The following is a 24,645-nucleotide window of genomic DNA, read 5'->3' as shown; positions in this document are numbered from 1 at the left end:
CGGTACTTTAATGATTTTTAATAATCTATTTAATCAAGTTTAATTCCTTTTAATAAGTCTGCAAATGGATTATTTAATGGTTCTGCTTCTTTCTCCTGCTGCTTCATATATTTCTGTACACTTCGCTTATCTACTTTACCGCCGCCTTCTTTTTTACGACGAGCTTCAAATGCAGATAGCTTCTCACGATGACCGCATTTACATACAAAGATTTGACCATCGCCTTCTCCGCGTAGCTCTAATTTCTTTTTACATTGAGGACAACGAGCATTTGTTACACGTGCTACGTTTTTCTTATGACCACATTCACGATCTTGGCAGACAAGCATTTTTCCTTTCTTGCCATTTACCTCAAGCATCGGTTTACCGCAGTCAGGGCATGATTTAGTTGAGATGTTATCATGCTTGTATTTTTTATCACTTGATTTGATTTCAGCAACTATTTTTTTCGTGTGCTGCTTCATTTCGTTGATAAATACTTCTTTCTTTAATTTACCTTTTGCGATCAACTCTAGTTTTTGTTCCCATTCAGCAGTAGTCGCTGGTGAGCGTAATTCTTCTGGTACTAAATCTAATAATTGGCGACCTTTTGAAGTGATGTAGATATCTTTGCCACCACGTTGCTCAATCATAAATGAATTAAATAATTTATCGATAATATCCGCACGAGTTGCTACAGTACCTAATCCACCAGTTGATTTTAATGTATCAGCTAACTGCTTATCATTCGTTTCTAAATACTTTGTTGGATTTTCCATAGCAGATAACAATGTCGCTTCGTTAAAGCGTGCTGGCGGCTTTGTTTGGCCTGATGTTTGAGCGATTAACTGAACTTCAATTGTTGAACCATTTTCAATTTTCGGGAAAACTTGTTCTTTTAAATCGTCATTCGATTCTTCATCGTCAAAGCGATTTTCATATACTTCTTTCCAGCCTGGTACAGTAATTGTTTTCCCTTTAGCTACGAAGTTTTCATCGCCAATTTTTGCACGTAACGTTAGCTGCTCGTATTCATGGGCAGGGAATAAAACTGCTAAGAAGCGTTTTACGACTAAATCATAAATTTTTCGTTCCTTATCATTAAAGTTTGCAAAATTAACGTACTCTTCTGTCGGGATAATCGCATGGTGATCAGACACCTTAGAATCGTCTACAAACGCTTTAGTTGCTTTTATAGGTTTTGATACTATCTTGTTAGCAAACGGGCGATATTCGCCAATTCCGCACGCTTTAATGCGTTCTGGTAATGTTGCTACGATATCGCTTGAGATAAATCGAGAATCTGTACGTGGGTACGTTAATACTTTATGCTGCTCATAAAGCTTTTGCATAATATTTAACGTTTCCTTTGCTGAATAACCAAAGATTTTATTAGCATCGCGTTGAAGCTCCGTTAAATCGTAAAGACCTGGTGCAAATGACTTCTTAGGTTTGCGTTCTACTTCAATAACTTTTGCGTTGTTATTACCTAATTTTTTAACAATAGTATCAACTTTTTCTTTGTCGAAACTACGGCTGTTGCCTTTTGTATCTTGCCAAGTAAGCTTTAAATTGTCTTTTGTTTTTGCCTCGATACCATAGTAAGTTTGAGGTTTGAAGTTCTTAATTTCATCTTCACGTGCAGCAACCATTGCAACAACTGGTGTTTGTACACGACCACAGTTTAATTGTGCATTAAAACGTGTTGTAAGAGCACGTGTTGCATTTAAGCCGATATACCAATCAGCTTCACTACGTGCGACAGCAGCTTGATATAAGTTGTCATAGTTTTTACCTGGCTTTAAATTCGCGAAGCCATCTTTAATTGCTTTATCTGTTACAGAAGAAATCCATAAACGTTTAATTGGCTTTTTGATGTTGGCTTTTTCAATTATCCAACGTGCTACTAATTCGCCTTCTCTCCCAGCGTCCGTAGCCACGATTATTTCATTAACATCGTTACGAGTTAACTGAGATTTCACTGCATTATATTGTTTTCCTGTTTGCTTCATTACCACTAATTTCATACGTTCAGGCAACATCGGTAAATCTTCTAAATTCCACGTTTTGTACTTTACGTCATACGCTTCTGGATCTGCTAGTGTAACAAGATGTCCCAAAGCCCATGTCACGATATATTTGTCACCTTCTAAAAAACCATTACCTTTTTTCGTACACTTCAATACGTTTGCAATATCGCGTGCAACGGATGGTTTTTCGGCTATTACTAAACTTTTTGCCATTTTTTCATGCTCCTTTACCTACATATGTAGTATTAAATATACCACAAGTAAAGAATTAGATTATGTTGGCTACTCCTACTTAGAAGTGAGAATGGTCATGGCTTGTTTTAAAATTGAAACTTCCTTTTTTAAACGCTCGTTTTCCTTAGAAATTTCAAGATTTGTTTGGTGCTTCGTAGATTCCGTTTTCCCATAAGTTTTAATCCAACTATAAATTGCTGTAGTAGAAATCTTATGCGTATTAGATAAATCCGCAACAGAATGTCCGCTTAAATATAAATTCACAATTTTTCTTTTAAAATCATCTTCGTATTTTTTATAAGTCATTTTAATAGGCTCCCATTGAATTTTTAGATTTGTATAATATTGTATCACCAGTTAGTTTTGATGACTATAGTCGGTCGAATGAGGTGTCACATTTCTTAGTTAATAAACTAAGAGGTGATGACGTGGAAATTTCAAAAGCATTTGGAATCGTTTTACGTAAGCAGAGGAAGGCAGCTAACTTCTCCCAAGAACAGCTGGCTTTGCAGTGTGATTTAGACAGAACTTATATTGGGATGTTAGAGAGAGCAGAGCGGCAGCCTAGTTTGACGACGATTTTTACAATTTGTGCGGTATTGAAAATTGAACCGAATATATTTATTAAAGAGGTCGAGTTGGAAATAGAAAAAAATAACCAACAATATAAATAGAACATTTTGTTGGTTATTTTAAATTAAAAATTTATTATGGCTATAGGTGATTTTATTCGATTTATTTGGATTTACAATACAAAACAGATAACCTTCCCAAACAGCACTTTGGGGATATTAAAAGCCTTTATCCAATCATTTGTGAATAAAGGCTTTTCTTGACTATCAATCTACTTCTTTTAATAATTTTTCAATTTTACCTACACGGTCATTTAATTCATCTACTTGTTTTTGCAAATTAAAGGTCTGCTGCTTTTCAATATTTAATCGTTCCTCTGAACGTTTCGCATTTTTCTTATAAGCTCTGTAAAATAAAATTACTAAAATAATTGGAATTACCATAGATCCTAACATAATGATTGTTGCCACTACATCTCCTATATTTACAATTGTAGCACCATTAGACATTGATTTAATCCTCCATCTTTTTATTTTTTTTAAGAGTAAGTGTTGGTTCTAACTTCGAAATAAGTTCCTCATTAAGCTGCAAATCAAAGGAATTTAGCATATAGTATTTCGCAGCTTTCCCACTCTCTAATAATTCCATATCGCTTGAAACAAGATTCGCATCTTCAAGCTTCTGTAAATGTAAATATAAAAGTGGTCTGCTCATACCAAGCTCTCTAGCAAGTTGACTAACGTATTGTTTACCATTAGACAAAATGCTAATAATTCTTAATCGATGAGGATTAGACAAAGCTTCCAAAAACAAAAGTAATTCATCGCCATTATTAATATGTTTCATATGTAAGTATTTTATTACATATAGTTTATTTTGTCAATATAAGTAAATACATAAGCATTCAAATAAACGTTCCCAAATGAAAGTTTGGAAATGTACTTATAAGCCACAAATACTGTTATATCAGCGCTTGTGGCTTTTATGTTAGAACATACTCTATATAGATTTTTATACAAGCGTTCTAACCGCTGAAATAGCAACATTTTCACTTATTTAGTCTGTTTTACACTATGCATAAAATATTGTATATTCTTTAGCGTATTAATTTGCGGTAATATGGCGATTCACCTATAAGTTTAAATCAAATCTACTGTTTAATTTTTTTATGACATCATTACTTTCATTTTCCTTCATGTTACTTTTCTCGATAGTATCATTATAGGTTTTTAAGGGCTCAGTAAAATTTAAAATCTCATCTGGATTTTGAGGCAGCGGAATAATTTTTGATTTAACATTAGCTGCTCGCAAATTTTCCGAGCGCCCATATAAATGCGGAAAATAACTTTCTGCAACAATTTGATTATATAGAGTTTCAAAATGTACTTTTTGTTCATTGGATTGCTTTAGTTTTTCTTTAGTAATATCAAGCTCCGTTTGAAGTTTTGTTTTATTTGCTTTAAGTGTTTCCACTTGTTTTACATCTTTGTATAAATCGTTAATGATGTTAAGTAGTTTCGCGATTTCATTTTTCAATTCAATTATATTGTCACCATAGTTTTCAAATAACTCATCCACAGTTAGAATTGTAATAATGCCGCCTTCTTTAAGAGAAGGAACATGTACAGGTGCGTTCAATTGATTAATAAAATCTTTCATTCGTCGGCTCCATGTATTCCGACCAATACCAGTTTCCTTTTCTAGATACAAAGCAGTAAGTTTACCATTAGGTGACTTGTACTTTACTTCTAATGCGATTTCCTTTAGCTGTTCATCTGTCCATTGCTGTGGCTTCCCTCGTTTAATTCCGTCCATTTAATACTCCTTCAATTTGAGAGTTTACGCTCGATTTTAGTTCTATAAACTGCTGTAGCTTGCGAGCAGCCGTTTTACGCTCTACTATATTCAAATCATTACCATACCTTTGAGGTAACGAGATTAAACTTTTTAAAAGTGCCAGTACCTCATCAATTTTTTTATCTAATTCTTCAGATTGATAAGAGAGCCACTTGATTGCTTCCTCACTTTCATTTACACTTGGTGCGAAAATGTATTTAGGACAAAATTCGCAAAACTCAATGCATGTATTAGGGAAGTTTTCTTTAAGTTCCATGCAAAAGCCATATTGAATTTTGCCGACATGATTTTTATTTACATTCTTTTTCTCTAAAGAAGACTTATGAACCAGATATTTTTTCCACCCAATAATAGCGGTATCCATTCTATGACTAATATCGCTTTCGAGTTTTAATTGAGTTAATTTGTATACATACGATTGAACAAATGATTTTGTATGACTAAAGTAACTTTGCGTAATTCTTAACTCTGTATGACCAGCTAAAGTAGCTATATTATGCATACTAAAGCCTTGTAAACACATATTAATAATTGCAAAGTGGCGAGTATCGCCAGCTTTAACTCGTTCTAAATCGTATTTTTGGTATTTCCCCTCAACAATCTCTTTATAAAACCTATCCTTTAAATCATTGAAATCTCTTAAATTTAATATTGAATTTTTCTTAGTACCACTATTTTTTGCATTAATATTGAAGATGCCCGAAGGAAATAAGTATTCATTATCTGGGAAAAAATGATTAATTTGATTTTTTGCAGACATTAATAATTTATAAGTCGCTTCATCAATTGTAATTAAATCATAGTGAAGGGAGTTATTAAGTTCACTATTCAAATTTTTAATACGAGGAACAGAAATATGGAACTTTTGATTTTTTTCATCCTTAATTAAGCAGTCCTTCTTAAGCTTTAAAAACTCACTTGGTCGCATAGGTAAAATATTTGTAAGTAACCACCAAATTAAAATTGGCAGATAGGTAATGTTTTCTTTGAGATGGCTATTTTTGAAATAATTATTGATAATATCATCTAACGCTAAAACATCTTGGAAGTTTGGAAGCTCTCTAATCGATTTTTTATAATTAGGCATACTCTCGCATAAATCTAAGATTTCTTGATAGTTCTCGCATCTGTAGAAATCGATAAATATTTTAGTTACCATGATTAAATGATTTCCTAGATATTTATAGTTGTTTATACTTTCTATGAAGAATTCTTTTAGTTTTTCAACATTTTGAAATCCGTTAGAGTACAAAATTACTTTTCTTAGAGATGCTAATTCATCATATACAGTTTTAGCAGCTTTGCCTGAAGAAATTCTGAGCAACGTATAGAATCTCAAATGCAAATTAATATCAGGATAACTAATTAAATTGAATCGCATATGTAAATCTAATTGCGAAAGTGGGTCGAAAATATACCAAATAGGGTCTGTAAAAGAACAATTACGAATTTTATTAATATCAAATAAATCATCGAAAATTTTTTGATAATCTTTCAGAGTATAGTCATTTTGATAAACTTGGCTAATCGATTCTATTTTTGTGAACTCAGATTCATTTAATGTTTTTCTTATCTCCATTTTAATCTCCCTAAATCTCAATTTTATTTGTATTTTCAGTGATAAGAGATTTTATTCTGTCTATTTCTACATAAGCTTTAACGTGCTCTTTTCCGAAATTTTTATTAGCTTCGCTTAAAATCAAGAAACAATGTAACAGGAATCGATTTTCTCTTTTTAATATATTTAGATTTTCAGTAGTATTTATCGTTTCTAATAGCCTTAATAATTCTTGATTTAACTGTATCAATATTAAATTTTGTGGTAATACATATTCACAGTACATACAATTTGTTAATGCTGGGTACTCGCAATTTGGCGCAATTAAGCACTGAGCATGTTCAATCTTTGAAGGCATTGAATGCGTGGCTAGCTGTTCAAATAAAGTACTTATCTCTTCTTGTTTCAGTTGCATCACTTTATGGATAACTTTTATCCTTTTTTCGTAAATTGAGTTCATCACATTGGTTATAGAAATCTCTTGATTAATAGTATGCGGTTCTAAATAATTGAGTGCATATGCAGCCAAAGATTCTACTTCTTTAAGTGAAAAAGATTCCTTTAGTTTTTCAATTTCAATGGTTCTCGTTTCTAGAACTTTATTTTTATAGTCATCAGAAAGGATAAATTTTAGTAATTGATCATAAAGCCACCCAAAATGTCCTCTTCTAAAAAGATTATTTGACACTCTTTCTAGTGAGCCATCTTTACTCATCATTTGAATATAATTTTTTGTACTATCTTCACTTTTATGAGAGCGTGCTGTTTGCGTTAATATAAGAGCTAATTCAGAATCATATGCACTATCTTCAGTAACCGAACCGTATAAATAAGTTGCTATAGAACGGTTCATAATTAGACTACTAAATTTAAAATCAATAAATTGTTCATAATTACTGAAAAATTTCAAGTGTGTAATATACCCCTGAGTGCGTACTTTTCTATATTTACCTTCAATAAACGTATCAAGTTGTAACTCGTCTTCTTTTCGTAAATATTCAGAGCAGACCATTGCATAGGCTAATGGTTTTTCAAGGCTTGCTGGTATTAAAAATGTTAATATTTCACCAGTTTTAGATGCTCTTTTATTTCTAAAAGAAAAGTATATTTGTTTGATAACATGCTGAATTTGCGTATCTGTTAAAGCGAAATTCTCACGTTGCAATTCTTCATATTCAATTTCTAAATCTTTTAAATTTACTATTGGCGTGTTTAAAATCAAATCGCTTCCTCTGATAAAATCGCAACAGAGTAAGGTCGTATAAACCCACATATTTGCATAGTTTCGATTGTTAATACTATGCTGCAAATGAAGTTCAATGTTTTGAACATGTCTATAAATTTGATTAAACATTTCAAGTGAATATATCTCTTTTTCAGACCTAGTATTTTTTTGAACAGCGAGTAACTTATTTTTTAAGGGAATTTTTTTCTGTTCGAATGCATAGTTTATAAATCTTGTGAAAAGTAATCTTTCTTTAGTTTTCAAGAAATCTTCTTTTAAAAATAAATCATTAATTTTATCTGGACTAAGCTTGAAAATATCATCTTCAAGAACTGTAACTAATTTATTATAAAAATTTATAAATTGGCCAATTGTACCTGTTTTATAAGCATTTGAACCAGTCATTTTACTAAAACAAATACGACTATAACCAAAAAATAATTCCTGTGTTTGTTTTAATTTAGGGATTTCTGTTATATCGGCATATAGTTTATTCATTGCATATTCACTATCTACTTCAACTAACTCGTATAAACCTTCTAAATATTTTATATAACGTTCCACTTCTTTTTTTTCAATAAAAACTCTTCTGTCCTTTCTAATAACATTCAACTTAACTGTTGAATTTTTTGGATAAATAGCATTCCGTATAGCATCTGTAGATTTATTTACTAATTGAGCGACTTCTTTAAGTGTATATAGTTCTTTCTCTAACTGAATCATTGTTTATTTCCTTTCCTTACAATTAAATTTGGTATATAACTTTCATGCATAGTCTCTAATTTTTCTTCAATTTTTTGATGAATGCGAGATGTTGAAACCATGTAAGAAAGGGCCGATTCTAGACTTGAATCACCTCTCATATGAGCAATCTCATAAGGGTTACTTGCCTCGTTGGCTACAATGTTTGTAAAAGTTCCTCTGCCAATGTGTGTTGACCATTTTATGTTTTTTAAATGTTGTGCAACGATACGATGATCTATTTGCTCTGAGGTCTCTAGTTGAGAAATAAAGCGATCTTTGCATTTCTCGAAATATTGTCTATAGCTGCGTCCAGACATCGGTTTATCACTCGAGTTTAGGAAAAGAGCGTTTGTTGATTTTGACTGGTAAATATTTAAATGCTTTCTTAATAAAGTTGAGCCCCAACCATTTATATCTAATACAGCTTGAGTGCGTATTTTCTTAACAGATGCATGTTCTTTTAAGTCTGTTCTGAAATTTTGATTTTCTATTTGTAAAATGAATTCTTTGCTTACAAGGGTCTTAGTAATTTGGGTTCTTTTTATGTTAAGTACTTCTGATACACGTAAGCCTCCAAAAATCTGTAGGTAAATTCCTAAAGCTATTCTCGGAGCATGTATAGTTGCAATTTCTAAAAATACAGGTATAAATTCAAATGGAATTACATGCTCAAGTTCTTTCACTTTCTTTTGAGGATAAATTACTTGAAAGGGTGATTGAAAATATACTTTATTCTGCTCAGATATTTGTTCTTTAAATTCTGTAATATCTACTTGGGTAAATATAGATTTTTTGATTCCCCATACATAGAAATGTATTAACGTTCTTTCAGCATCTTTTACAGTATCTTGAGAAACACCTGTTGTCCCCAACCAATTCAAATACATAGTACCCTGGCTAACTGTAAGGTCAATTAGATTATTTATCTTTAGTGCAGGATATCGATGTATTAAGAAGTTAAGAAATTTCACTGTATTTGTTGCGTGTTTCTTCTGTGTATTAAAAGATTTTAGTCCCCATTTATCTATAATGAAATCACTTAAATGATGATTAATATATGTTACTTTCTCAATATTTTTAATAGCAATCAAACAAATATGCTTTTTTTCTTTAACTTTTCCATTTCCATCAACAACGTAGTCAATCCACACAGGGTTTACAAAGAATTTAATGTTTTGGTTCTTATTCTGAAGTTCTACTACATTAGACAATTTAGCCCTCCTAAAAAACTTATTTTTCAGATATTTATGTGCATTTCTATATTGTACACTACTATAGAGATAAGCAGGGCGTGAAGGCGAATTGGTTGCACGTTGGATTTTAGAAAAAATACATTATCGTAAGCCTGTACAACGTTTATGGATTTCATCTGTTACAGATAAAGCTATTAAAGACGGCTTTGCTAATTTAAAGCCTGGCAAAAACTATGAAAACTTATATCAAGCTGCTGTCGCACGTAGTGAGGCGGATTGGTATATTGGTTTAAACGCTACACGTGCCTTAACGACAAAGTTCAATGCTCAATTAAATTGTGGGCGTGTACAAACCCCTGTCGTTGCTATGGTTGCTGCACGTGAAGATGAAATTAAACACTTTAAACCTCAAACGTTTTACGGGATTGAGGCACAAACAACCGATCAATTGAAACTAACATGGCAAGATGCGAAAGGGAATACACGCAGTTTTGATAAAGCCAAAATTGATAAAATTGTACAAGCTATTAGTCATGAATCAGCTAAAGTATCAGAAATTGATAGCAAGCCTAAAAAAACGTTTGCGCCTGGTTTATATGACCTCACAGAATTACAACGTGATGCCAATAAAATCTTTGGCTATTCTGCGAAAGAAACATTAAATATTATGCAAAAACTGTATGAGCAGCATAAGGTGCTAACATACCCTCGTACCGACTCTCGTTTTATTTCAAGTGATATTGTTAGCACATTACCTGAGCGCTTAAAAGCATGTGGTACAGGTGAATATCGCACACTTGCCAATAAAATAGTAACGAAACCTATTAAAGCTAATAAAGCATTTGTTGATAATGCCAAAGTATCTGATCACCATGCCATCATTCCTACAGAGGAATATGTTAACTTAGCAAAATTCACAGATAAAGAGCGTAAAATTTATGATTTAGTCGTAAAACGTTTCTTAGCAGTGCTATATCCTGCACATGAGTTTGAACAATTAACATTGAGAGCAACCATTGGTACAGAAAGCTTTATCGCCAAAGGGAAGACGATTATTGCTGCTGGATGGAAAGAAGTCTATGCCAATCGTTTTGATGATGAAGCATCTACAGACGATATGAAAGAGCAAGTTTTCCCTCGCATTCGCAAAGGGGATACATTAGATATTCGTTTAATTGCACAGACTTCTGGGCAAACTAAACCACCTGCTCGTTTTAATGAAGCAACGTTATTATCCGCAATGGAAAATCCAACAAAGTACTTAGAGACAAACAATCAACAACTCGCAAACACGCTAAAATCTACAGGTGGTTTAGGTACAGTAGCTACACGTGCTGATATTATTGATAAATTATTTAACTCCTTTATGATTGAGCAACGTGGCGGTAAAGACATCTATATTACATCTAAAGGTCGTCAATTATTAGATTTAGTACCAGAAGCCTTACGCTCACCTGCCACAACAGCAGAGTGGGAGCAAAAATTAGAATTGATTGCTAAAGGGCAATTAAAAAAAGAAGTATTTATTAATGAAATGAAACAACACACAAAAAAAATTGTAGCTGATATTAAAGCTAGTGATAAAAAATATAAGCATGACAATATCTCTTCTAAAACTTGTCCTGATTGTGGCAAACCAATGCTTGAGGTAAACAGTAAAAAAGGCAAGATGCTTGTTTGCCAAGATCGCGAATGTGGGCATAAGAAAAATGTCGCTCGTGTGACAAATGCACGTTGTCCACAATGTAAAAAGAAATTGGAATTACGTGGTGAAGGTGATGGACAAATCTTTGTCTGTAAATGTGGCTACCGCGAAAAATTATCTGCATTTGAAGCACGTCGTAAAAAAGAAGGTCGTGGTAAAGTAGATAAACGCAGTGTACAAAAGTTTATGAAACAACAGGAAAAAGAAGCAGAACCGATTAATAATCCATTTGCTGATGCACTTAAAAATTTAAAACTCGATTAGTCAATCGTATAATAACCAAACAGGCACTGACATGTATCATTTGTCAGTGCCTGTTTGTCTTATTTTCAAATGGGGCATTTATACTTGCTCAACCCACTGTTGATATTGTTGTTTTTGTAGCGCATCTGCTAATGTTTGATCCCATTGTTGTTGCAAAACATCCCATACTCTAGCGTAAAATATGCCTTCCTCTTTATGATATAAAACAAAAGATAAGTACGGAATATCATAGATTTGCGGCTCACTGATGTGTAAAACATCTGTAATAACTTCTTGATACTCTGCTTGAGCAGACGTTTGGTTTTGTAATGTTTGCAGGGCTATTTCTGTTGTGAATGGTTGCTCTTTCATATAGGGAAAGAGCGGAGGAAAATCCTCTATGGCTTCTACAGATGGCACCCCAATCTGCACACACTCTCCGTGCCATGGACTATAAAATAGTGCTTGTTGTTGTTCGCTTAATAGCACCTCGAACTCACCACGTTGCAATTGCACTTCACCACGAGCTGTTATTGTATAATATCCTTCTTCACGCTGTATGAGTTGCTCTTGAGCTAATAATTGTAAAATTCCTTCAATAAATAAAGGCTCTACAGCTAATAATTGACTAAACGCTGCCGTATCTTTAAATTTTACACGTTGAATGGTCAACAAAATCATCTTCATTAAAATATCCATCGTTGCGCGCTTTAACGGCTGATACGTTACAGTATATAAATGAAGAGGCAAACTAAATTCGCTACTTTCTATTAAACTGATAGTTAAATCTGTTAATAATTCATTACGGATTAATTGTTGTTTGATATCACTCACTATACTAAAGTCACCTCACTCACTAAACCATTTGCTCGTTCAACTGTTGTTTTTAATGTACTATACATCTCTTTAGTCGCTTGCTGTTTTGCTTTTGTAGTAAACATCTCTGTATTGCCAATTAACATAAGTAGCTGTCTCGCTCGCGATAAGGCAACATTTAAACGTCGATAATCTTTCGCAAAACCCACATCGCCACCTTGCTGCGTATTCCGCACCATGCTCACCATTACAATATCCATTTCCATTCCTTGAAACTTATCTACAGTACCTGTGCGAATGGATAAATGCGGTAAATTCAACGTTTGTACAAGCTTTGTTATACGTTTGACTTGCTCCCCGTAAAAACTAATAACGCCTACACTTTTTTGAGTCTCTTGTGGTAATAATCCGTTTTGTTTGGCTACTGCAGTAGCTTCATTCATTTCGACTAACATATTCTCTACGATATGCAATTCACCTTCATTAAAACGACTCGTACCATTTGTCATACGTTGCTCAAAATACGGCGGCTGTGCGGGCGTATCTATCCACATGAAATGATGTTGTCGTCCAAAATAAGAGGTAGTCAGTTTATGGTCACGTGCTTCATCTGAATTTGTTAAACCGCATTGTAAACCACCTGCTTCATGCGCATAGAAGGGGGCAATGCCTTGCATAATTTGTTCATGCATACGATATTGTATCGCTAGCATTTGTTTATTTGTTGCGGGTAATGACTTAAAGAGACGCTCAAATAGGGATTCCTTTAAAAGTTGAGTTAATTCTTTTTTACCATCAAATGTTGTTTGCTCTTTTGTTAACTGCTCAATCGTCTCTTCTAACGTATCATCACCTAATAACGGTGGAAGTTGATGATGGTCCCCTACTAAAATTACCTTCTTTCCTTTTAACATCGGAAGTAATAATTCGGGTGGTGTAGCCTTTGATACTTCATCAATAATAACGGTATCAAAGTGACGATAACTCTCTGCAAATTCTTTACGTGCAGAGGCTACACAAGTTGTACCGATGACATTGGCATGTGCTACATATAATTCTCTAATTTTATGGACATCTGCGTCAGTTGCCTCTTGTAATAAGGTTAACCATGTTTGCTGTAAGTCATCAAGCACAGGTTGTATCGTCCTTTTTTCGTCTAATAGCTCATACGTATTTTGCGCTTTGGCTAACTGTTGTTCTAATGCTGTAATTACAGATGTAGGGTCTGTTTCTAGTAAGGCTTTCATTTGTTGGATTTGTTGTTCGGCTTGTTTACCTTCTTTTTTTAATTGGCGATATAACTGACGATTATCCTCCGTTTGTTGCTTACATTGCTGAATTTGTGCCTGTAACTCAGCCATTTGATTTTCTTTTGCTTGTAGTCGCTGTAGGCATACTTGAGCATGCATTTCTTGTAATTGTAGTTGCTGTAATTGCTCGTTGCTTTGTGTAAGCTCTACTTGCCATTCATGGTGATCTTTGATGGACAAAGTCGGTTTAGTTAATGTAGCAAGTTGTTGTTCTAGCTGTGTTAATTGTTGTTGTGATGTATTATTTTTCATGAACCGACAATACATCATCTCTTGCTGTAATGTTTTTTCTAATTCTTTTTGCAATTGAGGTAACATTTGGGTGAGCTGTGTCTCTACCTCAGGTAATTTTTGTACACCATTAACTAAAAACTGTCGTATGGCTAAAAAAGCTTGTAACCATTGCCATATTTTTGTTTGCTCCCAATGTTTAATCGCTTGTTGTTCTCTTTGTGCATTAATTGCCTGTAAGCCTAATGTCATTTTTTCATGAGTGAAATACAATGGTACTTGCTGCAAGCGCTTAGCCTCTTGTCGGGCTTTGTCTTGTTTTTGATAAGCGTGAAATAATACTGTCACTGCTTTTTGAATACGCTCTAATAAAGTTTGTTGCTTATTTAATTGTCCATATTGCTTTAATAAGCCACCTAAATAAGATGGTACATATTTAAGTGATAATTCATAATGCATAAAAAAACGTTTAACGTGTTGTGGCGTCGTTAAACGGTGCGTATATTGAAGCGCTTCTTCACATTGTTTGGCACGCACTTCATTGAATTGTTTAGTATGCACAAGTTGGTCATACGCTTGTTTAACTTCAGCATACTCTTTTGCTTGCTCTAGCGCTTGAAGATGTTCAGTTTGTGCGATGATTTGCGCTGTTATTTTATCAAGTGGCGTATGCTGTTTCTGTTCGATTAACTTGTCTAACTCCGGTAGTAATTGTTTAAATTGTTGTTCAGCTTGTTGCTGTGTTGTTTCAATTTGTTGTTTTCGTTCTTTTATTTCTTCAAACTGCTCATTACAACGAGCAATAGTTGCTCGTGCTGCCTGTAACTGTTGCTCGGCTTGTTGTTTATTGGCTAATGCCTGTCTAGCCTCTTGTAGTTGTTGTTGTAGTTGTTCTATCTGCTCTTGTTGTAACTGTAGATCATGTTTTTGTTGTTGAAGGGCCGCTGGTTGGGATTGAATAGCCGCTTCCATTGCTTTTGTCGTTTGCTCTAGCCAATAATAACCTACATTCTCCTCGATAAAAGGGCGTCCCTCTTCTTCAATACTTTCTGTACGACCAAAGCGAAGAATACGTGTTTTCTCATCTTTTAATAGCCGCCCAAGTGCATTATCAACTGCTAAGTTAGACTGAGACGCAATTAAAGTGCGTTCACCTCTCTTAATACTTTGCAAACAAATCTCTGCTATGACCGTCGTTTTACCTGTGCCTGGTGGGCCCTGTATCAAAAAAATATCTTCAGCATTTAAGGCTCCAGTTACTGCAAGCTGTTGAAACTCATTGAGATCATTATGAAAAGTAACTTCCGTTGTTTTAAGTGGGGCTACTTCTGGCTTTTTATCAAATAGCAATTGTTCTAAGTGGGGATTAACTGCTAAACCATCTGCGAGTTGTTGAAATCCTAAACGCAAACGTTGTAGCTGTATCAAAGTAGCTCGGTTACTAAAACGCAACTTTTTATGTTGCAGTAGTTGTTGTTTGCGAGCTAAATGTTGGGCCCTTTTATTGAGCGAAATTGTAATACGTTGTTTGGTCATTCGAACGACCTGCCCAATTTCTTTATGGTCATCCAAACTAACACCAAAGTCTTCTAACTTTTTTAACTGTTTCGTTGTTAAAGTTGGGCAAAATACTGTTAATTGAGTAAAAGATTCGTTAAAGTGAGCGTCTTGATAACGACACGCAATATCGTTTATCTTTTCTTTATCTTCTTGTATTTTTAAATAGCCTTCCCACCCTGCAATACGTTTTTGCACATATTCAGAACGCTCTTTAGCAATAGGTAATTGGTGGAGAGCAGATTTTAAAGTTTGTGTCATTACACCTCGGCGATAATTAGCTGTAATAAACTTAAGCTTAGCACTTAAGCGATAATTGGTTTGTAAGTGGGGATGACGAAATAATCCATCTTGGTGAAAATGAAGCAGCAATAGCCCATCTTCTTTTAACAAACAATGCATAATGATGACAGTAGTTGGCAATACTTTTTCGATGTATGCATTTTCTTGACTACTCATTATTATTTTTAACTTTAATTCATCTGCTTCTTGTCCTTGTTCACGCTCAATATGGGCGGCATAATAACCTTGTATATCAAAAAAATGCTCATTCAATCCTAGTTTCTCGAGCTGTTCTTTAGCATGATTCGTTAAAATTAAGCTACATTGTTGACGCACTATTGCACACCTCCTTTTTTTACAATCATACGTTCTATTCTACCACAGTCTTTAATTAAAAATAAAATAAGGCTATGTGGTCAAATATGGTTTCCACATAGCCTATCATACTGTCATTTAATTTTGATCAATTGCCTCTTTACTTAACGTTGAACTCATTTCACAATACTGTACAAATACGCGCGCTAACTCGCGCAAACGATCATGCACACCATCATCAATAATAGTATTCTCAGCATCAAAATGCGTCGCATGTGTGTAGACATAATTCGGTGTCACTAACGCACGGAAATAATCTAAAATAGGTTTAAGCTGATTTTCAACCACTAAGTGATGTTGGTATGTGCCACCATTTGCTACAATGGATACAGGTTTATAACGCATTGTCTTCGGATGTAACATATCAAAAGCATTTTTTAACACTCCAGGAATTGAACCTTGGAAAATGGGTGTTGCCATGATATAAGCATCCGCTTCTTCAAACTTTTGAACAAGTTTCTTCATATCGTCATTTAATGGCGTGCCATCAACAATCTGGTGCTCATACTCACTGAAATACATAATCTCTAACTCAAAGCTTGGCGCAAGCTCTTGAATATAGCCTTCAATCTCTTGTAAAATCGCGCCCGTTTTACGACCCAATACGGTGCCGTCAACGAGTAAAATTTTCATGATTTATTACCCTCCAAAAGAATTAATAGTATATCTCTATTGTAGCAAAACAAATTCCTAGAAAGTAATAAATCTCTCAAACGCTAATCAAAATCAGTCTTTTGGCGTAGTTTGCTTCTCTCGCTCTTGCTCTAGTCGTTCTTGTATACGAGCCTCTTTAATTGCTGGTGATACTAGACTAATAATACTATCACCATCCTCTACATTACGCACTTTACCATTAACAAAAAAAGACAATGCGCCATCACTGCGTAAGACGAATAGTGGGATTGTAGTATTATCTTTAGCACGCATAAATTGCTCATAGGTGTATTTTTCAGTTACAGATGTACGGCGCAATACATAACCTGCCTCTACTAACTCATTTAAGTGATGGATATCTTGTGTTGCCTCAAACAATAGTTTGCCACCTAAAGATTTACGATAATCATGAGGATTATTCATATGCATAGTCGTTTGATAAATATTTTCGCGCCCTAATTCAGGCACGAAGCTTGAACAAATTAATGCATTATATGCATCATCTGGTGTTGCAACAATCATTTTTTCATAAGGGGTTAAATCTACACTGTACTCTGTTTGCTCTGACAAAACATCTCCAGCTAGGCTTGGGACACCTACCCTTCTCGCATCACGTAATTCTTGCCAGTTGCGATCCATAATCATCACAGGTTTGCCTAAGTCTTGAAGCTCCTTACCTAGTAATGCTGTAAAAGGCGAACCACCTACTAACAATACACCTGCTTCCTTCGTCGCTGTTAAACCTAATTTATCCGCTAACCAACTAATAGAAAAGCCATGTACAATAACTGTAGCAAATACTAAAGCAAGCGTTAATGCTGTTAATAATTGACCGTCCTCATAACCTGCATCTACTAACACTGTAGCAAAAAAACCTGATACCGTTAATGCAACAATACCTCTCGGTGCAATCCAACCAATTAATATCTTTTCATTTACAGGGATGCCTGTATTAATCGTAGCAATAAATATTGATAATGGACGTACAATAAACATCATAGCTAGTACAAATAATAATAAGTGCCAATCTAAAATACTAAGCAACGTATCTAATGACAATGAAGCTGTTAACATTACAAAAACACTTGAGATCAATAATACAGAAACATTCTCTTTAAAATGACGCATATCACGAATTGATGATAGATGCATATTTGCCATAATCATACCCATTGCGGTGACCGCTAATAAACCTGTCTCATGCATGACAGCATCACTTATCGCAAAAGCAATCAAGACAAAAGCAAATACGGTTGGTGATTTTAAATATTCTGGAATAATCCCCCGCTCTAAAATAAGCCCTAACCCAAAGCCTATACCTACACCTAAAATTACAGCGAATAATGACGCTGCGAAGAAAGCCAATAACGCTGTACCAGTAGAGTGCCCATCAAGGAATAACACCACATTAAAAGCAAATAACGCTAATAAAGCACCAAATGGGTCAACCACAATACCTTCCCATTTTAAAATAGAGGCAGGGCGTTCTTTTAATTTAGCTTGACGTAATAATGGGATAATAACAGTTGGCCCCGTTACGATAAATAATCCACCAATTACAAAAGCCACAGGTAAAGATAACCCCGCAAGATAATGGGCAGCTAATGAACCTAAAATCCATGCGACAAATGCTCCCACTGTTGCTATGCGAAAAATCGGTTTACGAAAGCCTCTAATCTCTCTAAAATCTAAACTTAAACTACCTTCAAATAAAATAATCGCTACAGCTAATGAGATGAGCGGATTAAATATCGCACCAAAGCTCTCTGATGGGTCGAATAAATGTAATACAGGGCCCACTAACAATCCTGCAAAAGACATAATTACAATCGCAGGGATATTAAAACGCCACGCTAGCCATTGCGATAAAATGCCTAAAAATACAATTAACGAAATTTGAAATAACAATGAGTCTAACATGTACTCACTTCCTTTCAAGTAAGTTGAAATGTCACTTTATTCTTTTACCCCCGTTTTGACCAATCAAAAGTCTTTTTGTCATCTTCATTTTGTAAAGGTGGCTCAATATTTTGTAGCTCTTGTGACGTATACACTTTAACTTTTTGTACAGGTTGATATAAGGCAATACAACGCATAGCTTGTGCTACTTGCACACCTTCAATCGCTTGATATTTACGTAAAGGCCCTTGTAATAAAGGTTTCATAACTTTTAGCAGGGCAGCGCCACTCTTTTCACCTAGGCGAAATTTAGCTCTTTCTCCGCGTAATAAAGAAGGCCGAATAATGGACAATTGATCAAAATCCATGGCGATTAATGCTTTTTCTACTTTTCCTTTTACACGACTATAATAAAAACGGGAGGCTTCATTTGCGCCCATTGCAGAAATCACTAAAAAATGAGGGATCCCTTTTTTCTTAGCTAGTGAAGCGATTAATAAGGGGTAGGTAAAATCAACACGTTCAAAAGCCACTTTACTACCTGCCGCTTTACGTGTTGTGCCTAAACAACAAAACACTTCATGAGCAAAATCAATATCTCTTGCCTCTATGCGCTCAAAATCTCTCACTTTTATTGTTAGCTTTGGATGACGGTATTGAGGCGCAGTACGCACAATAATCGTAACATCTACGTAGTTATCATCTTCACATAATTGTTGTGTCAATGCTTGACCAACTAAACCTGTAGCACCGACAACAATAGCAGAACGTTTTTTCATGAACTCCACTCCTTTAATATGATGATTGTGTTATGACAAATCCTTACTTATTATTTCGACAGAAGTCGTTTGATTTTCTATATTTGACATGCTATATTTCAACACAGGTTATACTTTACTACCCTATAGGAAAGGAAGTAGAAAAAATAATGAATAAACGTGATATTCAAGCACAAATTGCTGAATTAAAAATGGATTATATAAATTTACAAGGTGACATCGAAAAACTAGAGTCTACAGGTCATAATGACATGGTAGCACAAGCTGAACAGCGTCTTGCAAATATGGAAGAACGCCTAAAAGAACTCAACACACAGCTTGCTTCATTATAAGAGAGAAGAGGAAAAATTATGGCAATATTAACGGTCGAAAAGCTGGAGCACTCCTTTGGCGACCGCACTTTATTTAAAGACGTATCCTTCCGTTTAGTTGAAGGCGATCATATCGGTTTAGTTGGCGCAAATGGCGTTGGGAAATCGACATTAATGGGCATTTTAACAAAACAAATTATTCATGATGCGGGTAAAGTCGAGTGGCTGCCTAATACGCACTATGGTTACTTAGACCAGCATACCGTATTAACAGCTGGGCGCTCAATGCGAGACGTGTTGAATGATGCTTTCCTTCCATTATTTAAAAAAGAAGAAGAATTGAATACCATTACAGCACAAATGGCGGATGCCACGCCTGAAGAACTTGAAAAACTACTTCATGAGATGGCAATGATTCAAGACGCTTTAGATGCAGGTGATTTTTATAACCTTGATAAAAAAGTAGAAGAAATTGCACGTGGCTTAGGATTGGATGCTATCGGCTTAGAGCGAGATGTCGCTACATTATCAGGTGGTCAACGCACAAAAGTATTACTTGCTAAATTATTACTTGAAAAACCTAAAGTATTACTACTTGATGAGCCTACCAACTATCTCGATGAAGAGCATATCCATTGGCTTTCCATGTATTTGAAAAACTATCCTTATGCCTTCTTGTTAATTTCACATGATACAGAGTTTATGAATGGGGTAGTTGATGTTATTTTCCATTTAGAATTCTCAAAACTAACACGTTATACGGCATCTTATGAGAAGTTTTTAGAATTAGCTGAAATGAATAAACGACAACATATTGATGCCTACGAGAAACAACAAGAGTTTATAAAAAAACAAGAAGATTTTATCGCCAAAAACAAAGCGCGTTACTCTACAACAGGTCGTGCCAAGTCACGCCAAAAACAATTAGACCGTATGGAGCGTATTGACCGCCCTGAAACAGCGATGAAACCTGCTTTTGAATTTAAGCAAGCACGTTCATCAGGGCGATTTGTAGTAGAAGCTGATGAGTTATTAATTGGCTATGATAAACCTTTATTACCTCCGCTCACATTTGCTATTGAGCGGGGCGAAAAAATTGCCTTAGTTGGTATGAACGGGATTGGGAAATCTACTTTATTAAAAACGATGCTTGGCAAGATTAAACCGGTAGATGGCAAAGTTGCGCGCGGTGATTTTTTAGTTCCTGCTTACTTTGAACAAGAAGTGAAAGCACCTACAATTACACCTATTGATGATGTGTGGGCGGCATATCCTAGTATGGAGCAAAGCCAAGTACGTGCTGTATTAGCACATGTGGGTTTAAAGAACGAACATATCTCCCGCCCTATGAATCAACTATCTGGTGGCGAACAAGCTAAAGTTCGGCTATGTAAATTATGTATGGATGAAAGTAATTGGCTAATCTTTGACGAACCAACTAATCACCTAGATGTCGATGCTAAAGCTGCCTTGAAACAGGCTATGATCGATTATAAAGGCACAATTGTACTTGTCAGTCACGAACCTGAGTTTTATGAGGGGCTTGTAACAAAAGTATGGGATGTGCAAGATTGGTTCACATCAGGCAAACAAAGTGAATAACATTTCCATAAATAAACGTATTATCATATCAAGTACTTTATTTGTTAAGCTACATTTACTAAAACAGTTGAGTTTAAAACTCGGCTGTTTTTTTGCATCATTACATAAACATTGCATAACTCTTAAAAGCACGTGACTAACGTCTATCGTTTATCTTAGTCATTTTATGTGAATAGTATACGTAATAATAGAAAAGGAGGCCATGCGTTGATTACATTCCATAACGTGTGTAAAACATACGAGAAGCAACACGTCATAAAAGATTTTTCACTCACCATTCATGAAGGCGAACTATTTGTTTTAATCGGGCCGAGTGGTAGTGGTAAAACAACAACAATGAAAATGATTAATCGATTAATCGAACCGACTAAAGGTCATATTACAATTAAAGATAACGATATCGCTACTTTAAACCCTGTAGCATTACGTCGTAACATCGGCTATGTGATCCAACAAATTGGATTGTTGCCCCACTTAACAATCCAAGAAAATGTGAGTCTTGTCCCTCGATTAAAGCAAATGGCGGTTGAAGAATATCACGCACGTGTTCAAGAACTTATGCGTATGGTGGCATTAGAGCCCTCAACATTTGCTGAACGTTATCCGCATGAACTTAGCGGTGGTCAACAACAGCGCATTGGTGTAATACGTGCACTAGCCGCTGACCCTGACATTATTTTAATGGATGAGCCGTTCTCTGCATTAGACCCCATTAGTCGTGAACAATTACAGGATGAATTAATTCGCATACAACAAGAATTAAAGAAAACCATTGTATTTGTTACACATGATATGAACGAGGCTTTAAAGTTAGCAGATCGCGTTGGCATTATGCAAAATGGTCATTTAGTTCAAGTTGATGCACCGCAGCAATTACTGGCACATCCTGCTAATGACTTTGTAAAAACATTTGTTGGTAATCAACATAATGCTATGTTGGCATCGTTACTCCCTATCACACAAATTATGCAACCTGCTCACACGATGTATGCACACCAAACGATTAAAGAGGCACAGACCTTCATGTTGAAGCATCAACTTGACATGCTTATTATTTTAGACCGTCAGGAAATTTATATGGGGAGCGTTACCATTTGGGCAATTTATCAACAACACTACGATCCAGAAACTTTATTACAAGACGTTATACAGTCTACTGTTGCCGTATTATCTCACTCGGCAACAATAGAAGATCTAACTGCATTATTACACGTTCAAACACAACCTATTACCCCTGTTTTAAACCGAGACCAACGTGTAATGGGCGTTATTAATAGTACAGAGGCAGCAGCTTATATCGCTACTCTCTAAGGAGGTCACTATGATTCAGGAAATTTGGTCAGATACTATAGATGTTTTTACTAATCGGTTTCAAACGATTTGGTCTTTACTTATTGAACATGCTTATTTATCTCTTATCGCCATTGCCATCGCCATTTTTATTGCGGTTCCTCTAGGTATTTTTTTAACACGACATGCTAAATTAGCAGAGCCTGTAATCGGTATTGCTTCCATTTTTCAAACAATACCTAGCCTTGCATTATTAGTTTTTCTCGTACCATTTATGGGGACAGGGAAACTACCCGCTATAATTGCACTAACGATTTACGGCATCTTACCGATTTTACGCAACACATATTTAGGCATTAAGGGCGTTGACCAAGCAACTGTAGAAGCTGGTGTTGGTATGGGTATGACGACACGACAAGTGCTATTTATGGTGGAATTACCGTTAGCTTTAGGTGTCATTATGGGGGGGATTCGCACAGCTGCTGTACTCATTGTAGGTGTGGCTACAATTGCTGGTTTAATCGGAGCAGGTGGTTTAGGTGACCTCATTTATCGCGGCTTACAAACATATAACTCAGGTTTGATTTTAGGCGGAGCAATCCCAGCTGCATTATTAGCGATTTTACTAGATTTTTTATTAAAAAAAGTAGAACAGAAAGCTCAGCCAGGCGCTATGTCAAAACGTGCCAAGAAACGCATGTTGATTGGTGGCATAAGCATTGCCACAATCGCAGTGTTATTTACCATAATCTCCTTACTTCCTACTCAACAAAAAGAGATTACAATAACAGGTAAAAGCTTTACTGAACAAGAAATTATGGTTTATATTATGGGACACCTCATAGAAGAGCAAACGGACATTACGGTAAAGTACGAATCTTTTTTAGGTGGTTCATCCCCTGCTTTTGATGGATTACGTAACGGTTCTTATGACGTTTATGTAGAGTATACAGGCACAGGTTTAATGAGTTACCTTAAGGAGCCCGTCATTAATGATCCTGATAAAGCATATGAACATGTAAAAAAAGAATTTAAGGAGAAGTTTAATCTCGTATGGTTACAACCTATAGGTTTTAATAACACTTACACACTCACTGTACGCAATGAGGATGCTAAAAAATATCATCTTGAAAAGATTTCTGACTTACGGGCAAAGGCAGATGACTTTATTTTAGGTTCAGAGCCCGAATTTTTAGAGCGTAAAGACGGCTATGTTGGCATTAAAGAACTTTATGGCATTACTTTTAAAGATGTTAAAGCGATGGACCCAGGCATCATCTATAGTGCAATTAAAAATAAAGATGTCGATATCATTGATGCTTATGCCACAGATGGGCGCATACAAGCTTTTGATTTAAAAATATTAGAAGATGATGAGCAACTTTTCCCTCCCTATTACGCTGCCCCTTTAATTCGTCAAGAAACATTAAATCAATACCCTGAACTAGAAAAAGTATTGAATCAGTTAGCAGGCAAAATATCAAATGAAAAAATGCAAACATTGAATGCCAAAGTAGATATTGATAAACAAGATTATGAAGAAGTAGCGATTGCCTTTTTGAAAGAAGAAGGATTAATTAAATAAACCTTGCACTAACTTACATGATTGTAAGCCATTTTTTAGAAACTTTTATTTATGAAAATGCGTATAAATTAAGGAAGAAGGGAATAATAACCGTAAACCAATGTGAATAAAAAACACATTGACTTACAAGTAGTTTAGTGGTAAGATATAAGTATCGAATAACTGAATTACAAACCTTCAAATTTAATTTATAGAAAGCGAGGAATGAAGAATGACAGTTACAATTTATTCGCAAGCGAGCTGCTCTTCATCCAGAAAAGCATTGAAATGGTTAAAAGAAAATAATATTTCCTTTAAAGAAAAACGTGTAACATCTCAACCTCTAACTTTAAATGAATTTAAAGAGATTTTAAGTATGACAGAAGATGGCACAGACGAAATTATTGCAACTAACTCAAATGACTATAAAAACTTAAACTTAGATATCGATCAACTTTCGATTCAAGAATTATATGAAGTAATCCAAGCGCACCCTCGTATGTTGCGTAGCCCAATCTTAATTGATGAAAAACGTATTCAAGTTGGGTACAATGAAATGGATATTAGACGTTTCATCCCACGTAAGGTGCGTGCATTCGAGCTTCATGCCATGCAACTTGCACAAGAGAGTTAA

Annotated in this window: 19 protein-coding genes and 1 pseudogene; 7 read left to right on the top strand and 13 right to left on the bottom strand. The window is 35.1% G+C overall.

The window, feature by feature from the left end; translation table 11 throughout:
* Positions 1 to 29: 29 nt before the first annotated feature.
* Both IEW44_RS01140 and IEW44_RS01135 read right to left on the bottom strand, forming a co-directional pair.
* A complete protein-coding gene (locus IEW44_RS01140) occupies positions 30 to 2,222 on the bottom strand; it encodes a DNA topoisomerase III (RefSeq protein ID WP_188613176.1) in 2,193 nt (730 codons plus the stop codon).
* Between the two features lie 75 nt (positions 2,223 to 2,297).
* Positions 2,298 to 2,549 carry a transposase gene (locus tag IEW44_RS01135; RefSeq protein WP_188613175.1) on the bottom strand — a complete coding sequence of 84 codons (252 nt, stop codon included), beginning with the start codon at positions 2,547 to 2,549 and terminating at the stop codon, positions 2,298 to 2,300.
* A gap of 122 nt (positions 2,550 to 2,671) precedes the next feature.
* Here IEW44_RS01135 and IEW44_RS01130 point away from each other — a divergent pair, with 122 nt between their 5' ends.
* Positions 2,672 to 2,917, top strand: a complete 246-nt coding sequence (locus IEW44_RS01130) for a helix-turn-helix domain-containing protein (RefSeq protein WP_188613174.1) — start codon at positions 2,672 to 2,674, stop codon at positions 2,915 to 2,917.
* 165 nt (positions 2,918 to 3,082) lie between these two features.
* Here the strand turns inward: IEW44_RS01130 and IEW44_RS01125 are convergent, their stop codons facing one another.
* The 6 genes from IEW44_RS01125 to IEW44_RS01100 all read right to left on the bottom strand — a co-directional run bounded on the left by IEW44_RS01125 (position 3,083) and on the right by IEW44_RS01100 (position 9,411).
* The gene (locus tag IEW44_RS01125) at positions 3,083 to 3,325 is read right to left on the bottom strand and encodes a hypothetical protein (RefSeq protein WP_188613173.1); all 243 of its coding nucleotides are present in this window, start codon (positions 3,323 to 3,325) and stop codon (positions 3,083 to 3,085) included.
* A 4-nt stretch (positions 3,326 to 3,329) separates the two neighbouring features.
* Positions 3,330 to 3,662, bottom strand: coding sequence for an ArsR/SmtB family transcription factor (locus IEW44_RS01120; RefSeq protein ID WP_066545406.1), 333 nt, complete (start codon positions 3,660 to 3,662; stop codon positions 3,330 to 3,332).
* Positions 3,663 to 3,947: 285 nt separating this feature from the next.
* Positions 3,948 to 4,631, bottom strand: a complete 684-nt coding sequence (locus IEW44_RS01115; protein WP_229704126.1) for a hypothetical protein — start codon at positions 4,629 to 4,631, stop codon at positions 3,948 to 3,950.
* Complete coding sequence (locus IEW44_RS01110) at positions 4,618 to 6,252, bottom strand: tyrosine-type recombinase/integrase (RefSeq protein ID WP_188613172.1); 1,635 nt, start codon at positions 6,250 to 6,252, stop codon at positions 4,618 to 4,620. Before IEW44_RS01110 ends, IEW44_RS01115 begins: the two co-directional genes overlap by 14 nt.
* Positions 6,253 to 6,262: 10 nt before the next feature.
* Complete coding sequence (locus IEW44_RS01105; RefSeq protein ID WP_188613171.1) at positions 6,263 to 8,179, bottom strand: DNA-binding protein; 1,917 nt, start codon at positions 8,177 to 8,179, stop codon at positions 6,263 to 6,265.
* The gene (locus IEW44_RS01100; protein ID WP_188613170.1) at positions 8,176 to 9,411 is read right to left on the bottom strand and encodes a site-specific integrase; all 1,236 of its coding nucleotides are present in this window, start codon (positions 9,409 to 9,411) and stop codon (positions 8,176 to 8,178) included. The genes IEW44_RS01105 and IEW44_RS01100 overlap by 4 nt, the downstream gene beginning before the upstream one ends.
* A gap of 73 nt (positions 9,412 to 9,484) precedes the next feature.
* Between IEW44_RS01100 and IEW44_RS01095 the strand changes: the two are divergent.
* A pseudogene (locus IEW44_RS01095) lies at positions 9,485 to 11,362 on the top strand (DNA topoisomerase III); the annotation flags it as partial.
* A gap of 78 nt (positions 11,363 to 11,440) precedes the next feature.
* On the opposite strand, the gene IEW44_RS01090 reads toward IEW44_RS01095, so the two are convergent.
* The 5 genes from IEW44_RS01090 to IEW44_RS01070 all read right to left on the bottom strand — a co-directional run bounded on the left by IEW44_RS01090 (position 11,441) and on the right by IEW44_RS01070 (position 19,244).
* Entirely contained in the window at positions 11,441 to 12,175 is a 735-nt protein-coding gene (locus tag IEW44_RS01090) for a hypothetical protein (RefSeq protein WP_188613169.1), read from the bottom strand.
* Positions 12,175 to 15,873, bottom strand: coding sequence for an AAA domain-containing protein (locus IEW44_RS01085; RefSeq protein WP_188613168.1), 3,699 nt, complete (start codon positions 15,871 to 15,873; stop codon positions 12,175 to 12,177). The genes IEW44_RS01090 and IEW44_RS01085 overlap by 1 nt, the downstream gene beginning before the upstream one ends.
* A 117-nt stretch (positions 15,874 to 15,990) precedes the next feature.
* Entirely contained in the window at positions 15,991 to 16,545 is a 555-nt protein-coding gene (locus tag IEW44_RS01080; protein ID WP_188613167.1) for an NADPH-dependent FMN reductase, read from the bottom strand.
* Between the two features lie 93 nt (positions 16,546 to 16,638).
* Positions 16,639 to 18,486 (bottom strand): cation:proton antiporter, encoded by a 1,848-nt coding sequence (locus tag IEW44_RS01075; protein WP_188613166.1) that lies wholly within the window; start codon positions 18,484 to 18,486, stop codon positions 16,639 to 16,641.
* Between the two features lie 44 nt (positions 18,487 to 18,530).
* Positions 18,531 to 19,244 (bottom strand): NAD(P)H-binding protein, encoded by a 714-nt coding sequence (locus IEW44_RS01070; RefSeq protein WP_188613165.1) that lies wholly within the window; start codon positions 19,242 to 19,244, stop codon positions 18,531 to 18,533.
* A 149-nt stretch (positions 19,245 to 19,393) separates the two neighbouring features.
* Here IEW44_RS01070 and IEW44_RS01065 point away from each other — a divergent pair, with 149 nt between their 5' ends.
* From IEW44_RS01065 to spx, 5 genes are all read left to right on the top strand, one after another.
* Entirely contained in the window at positions 19,394 to 19,576 is a 183-nt protein-coding gene (locus IEW44_RS01065) for an SE1832 family protein (protein WP_188613164.1), read from the top strand.
* 18 nt (positions 19,577 to 19,594) lie between these two features.
* On the top strand, positions 19,595 to 21,157 hold the full coding sequence (locus IEW44_RS01060) for an ABC-F family ATP-binding cassette domain-containing protein (protein WP_188613163.1): 1,563 nt from the start codon (positions 19,595 to 19,597) through the stop codon (positions 21,155 to 21,157).
* Positions 21,158 to 21,364: 207 nt separating this feature from the next.
* Positions 21,365 to 22,468 (top strand): ABC transporter ATP-binding protein, encoded by a 1,104-nt coding sequence (locus IEW44_RS01055; RefSeq protein WP_188613162.1) that lies wholly within the window; start codon positions 21,365 to 21,367, stop codon positions 22,466 to 22,468.
* A 10-nt stretch (positions 22,469 to 22,478) separates the two neighbouring features.
* Positions 22,479 to 24,032: a glycine betaine ABC transporter substrate-binding protein gene (locus IEW44_RS01050; protein ID WP_188613161.1), complete on the top strand. Its 1,554-nt coding sequence runs from the start codon at positions 22,479 to 22,481 to the stop codon at positions 24,030 to 24,032.
* Positions 24,033 to 24,243: 211 nt separating this feature from the next.
* Positions 24,244 to 24,645 carry a transcriptional regulator Spx gene (spx, locus tag IEW44_RS01045; RefSeq protein ID WP_188613160.1) on the top strand — a complete coding sequence of 134 codons (402 nt, stop codon included), beginning with the start codon at positions 24,244 to 24,246 and terminating at the stop codon, positions 24,643 to 24,645.

The organism is Lysinibacillus alkalisoli (assembly GCF_014643595.1).
In the GTDB taxonomy this organism is placed as follows: Bacteria; Bacillota; Bacilli; order Bacillales_A; family Planococcaceae; genus Metalysinibacillus; species Metalysinibacillus alkalisoli.
Note: the sequence above shows the minus strand (reverse complement) of the source record. Positions and strands in the feature narration are given on the sequence as shown.

Coding starts and splice junctions, on each gene's coding strand:
- IEW44_RS01140 (WP_188613176.1), bottom strand. CDS start 2,222: ATGGCAAAAAGTTTAGTAATAGCCGAAAAACCATCCGTTGCACGCGAT.
- IEW44_RS01135 (WP_188613175.1), bottom strand. CDS start 2,549: ATGACTTATAAAAAATACGAAGATGATTTTAAAAGAAAAATTGTGAAT.
- IEW44_RS01125 (WP_188613173.1), bottom strand. CDS start 3,325: ATGTCTAATGGTGCTACAATTGTAAATATAGGAGATGTAGTGGCAACA.
- IEW44_RS01120 (WP_066545406.1), bottom strand. CDS start 3,662: ATGAAACATATTAATAATGGCGATGAATTACTTTTGTTTTTGGAAGCT.
- IEW44_RS01115 (WP_229704126.1), bottom strand. CDS start 4,631: ATGGACGGAATTAAACGAGGGAAGCCACAGCAATGGACAGATGAACAG.
- IEW44_RS01110 (WP_188613172.1), bottom strand. CDS start 6,252: ATGGAGATAAGAAAAACATTAAATGAATCTGAGTTCACAAAAATAGAA.
- IEW44_RS01105 (WP_188613171.1), bottom strand. CDS start 8,179: ATGATTCAGTTAGAGAAAGAACTATATACACTTAAAGAAGTCGCTCAA.
- IEW44_RS01080 (WP_188613167.1), bottom strand. CDS start 16,545: ATGAAAATTTTACTCGTTGACGGCACCGTATTGGGTCGTAAAACGGGC.
- IEW44_RS01075 (WP_188613166.1), bottom strand. CDS start 18,486: ATGTTAGACTCATTGTTATTTCAAATTTCGTTAATTGTATTTTTAGGC.
- IEW44_RS01070 (WP_188613165.1), bottom strand. CDS start 19,244: ATGAAAAAACGTTCTGCTATTGTTGTCGGTGCTACAGGTTTAGTTGGT.
- IEW44_RS01065 (WP_188613164.1), top strand. CDS start 19,394: ATGAATAAACGTGATATTCAAGCACAAATTGCTGAATTAAAAATGGAT.
- IEW44_RS01060 (WP_188613163.1), top strand. CDS start 19,595: ATGGCAATATTAACGGTCGAAAAGCTGGAGCACTCCTTTGGCGACCGC.
- IEW44_RS01050 (WP_188613161.1), top strand. CDS start 22,479: ATGATTCAGGAAATTTGGTCAGATACTATAGATGTTTTTACTAATCGG.
- spx (WP_188613160.1), top strand. CDS start 24,244: ATGACAGTTACAATTTATTCGCAAGCGAGCTGCTCTTCATCCAGAAAA.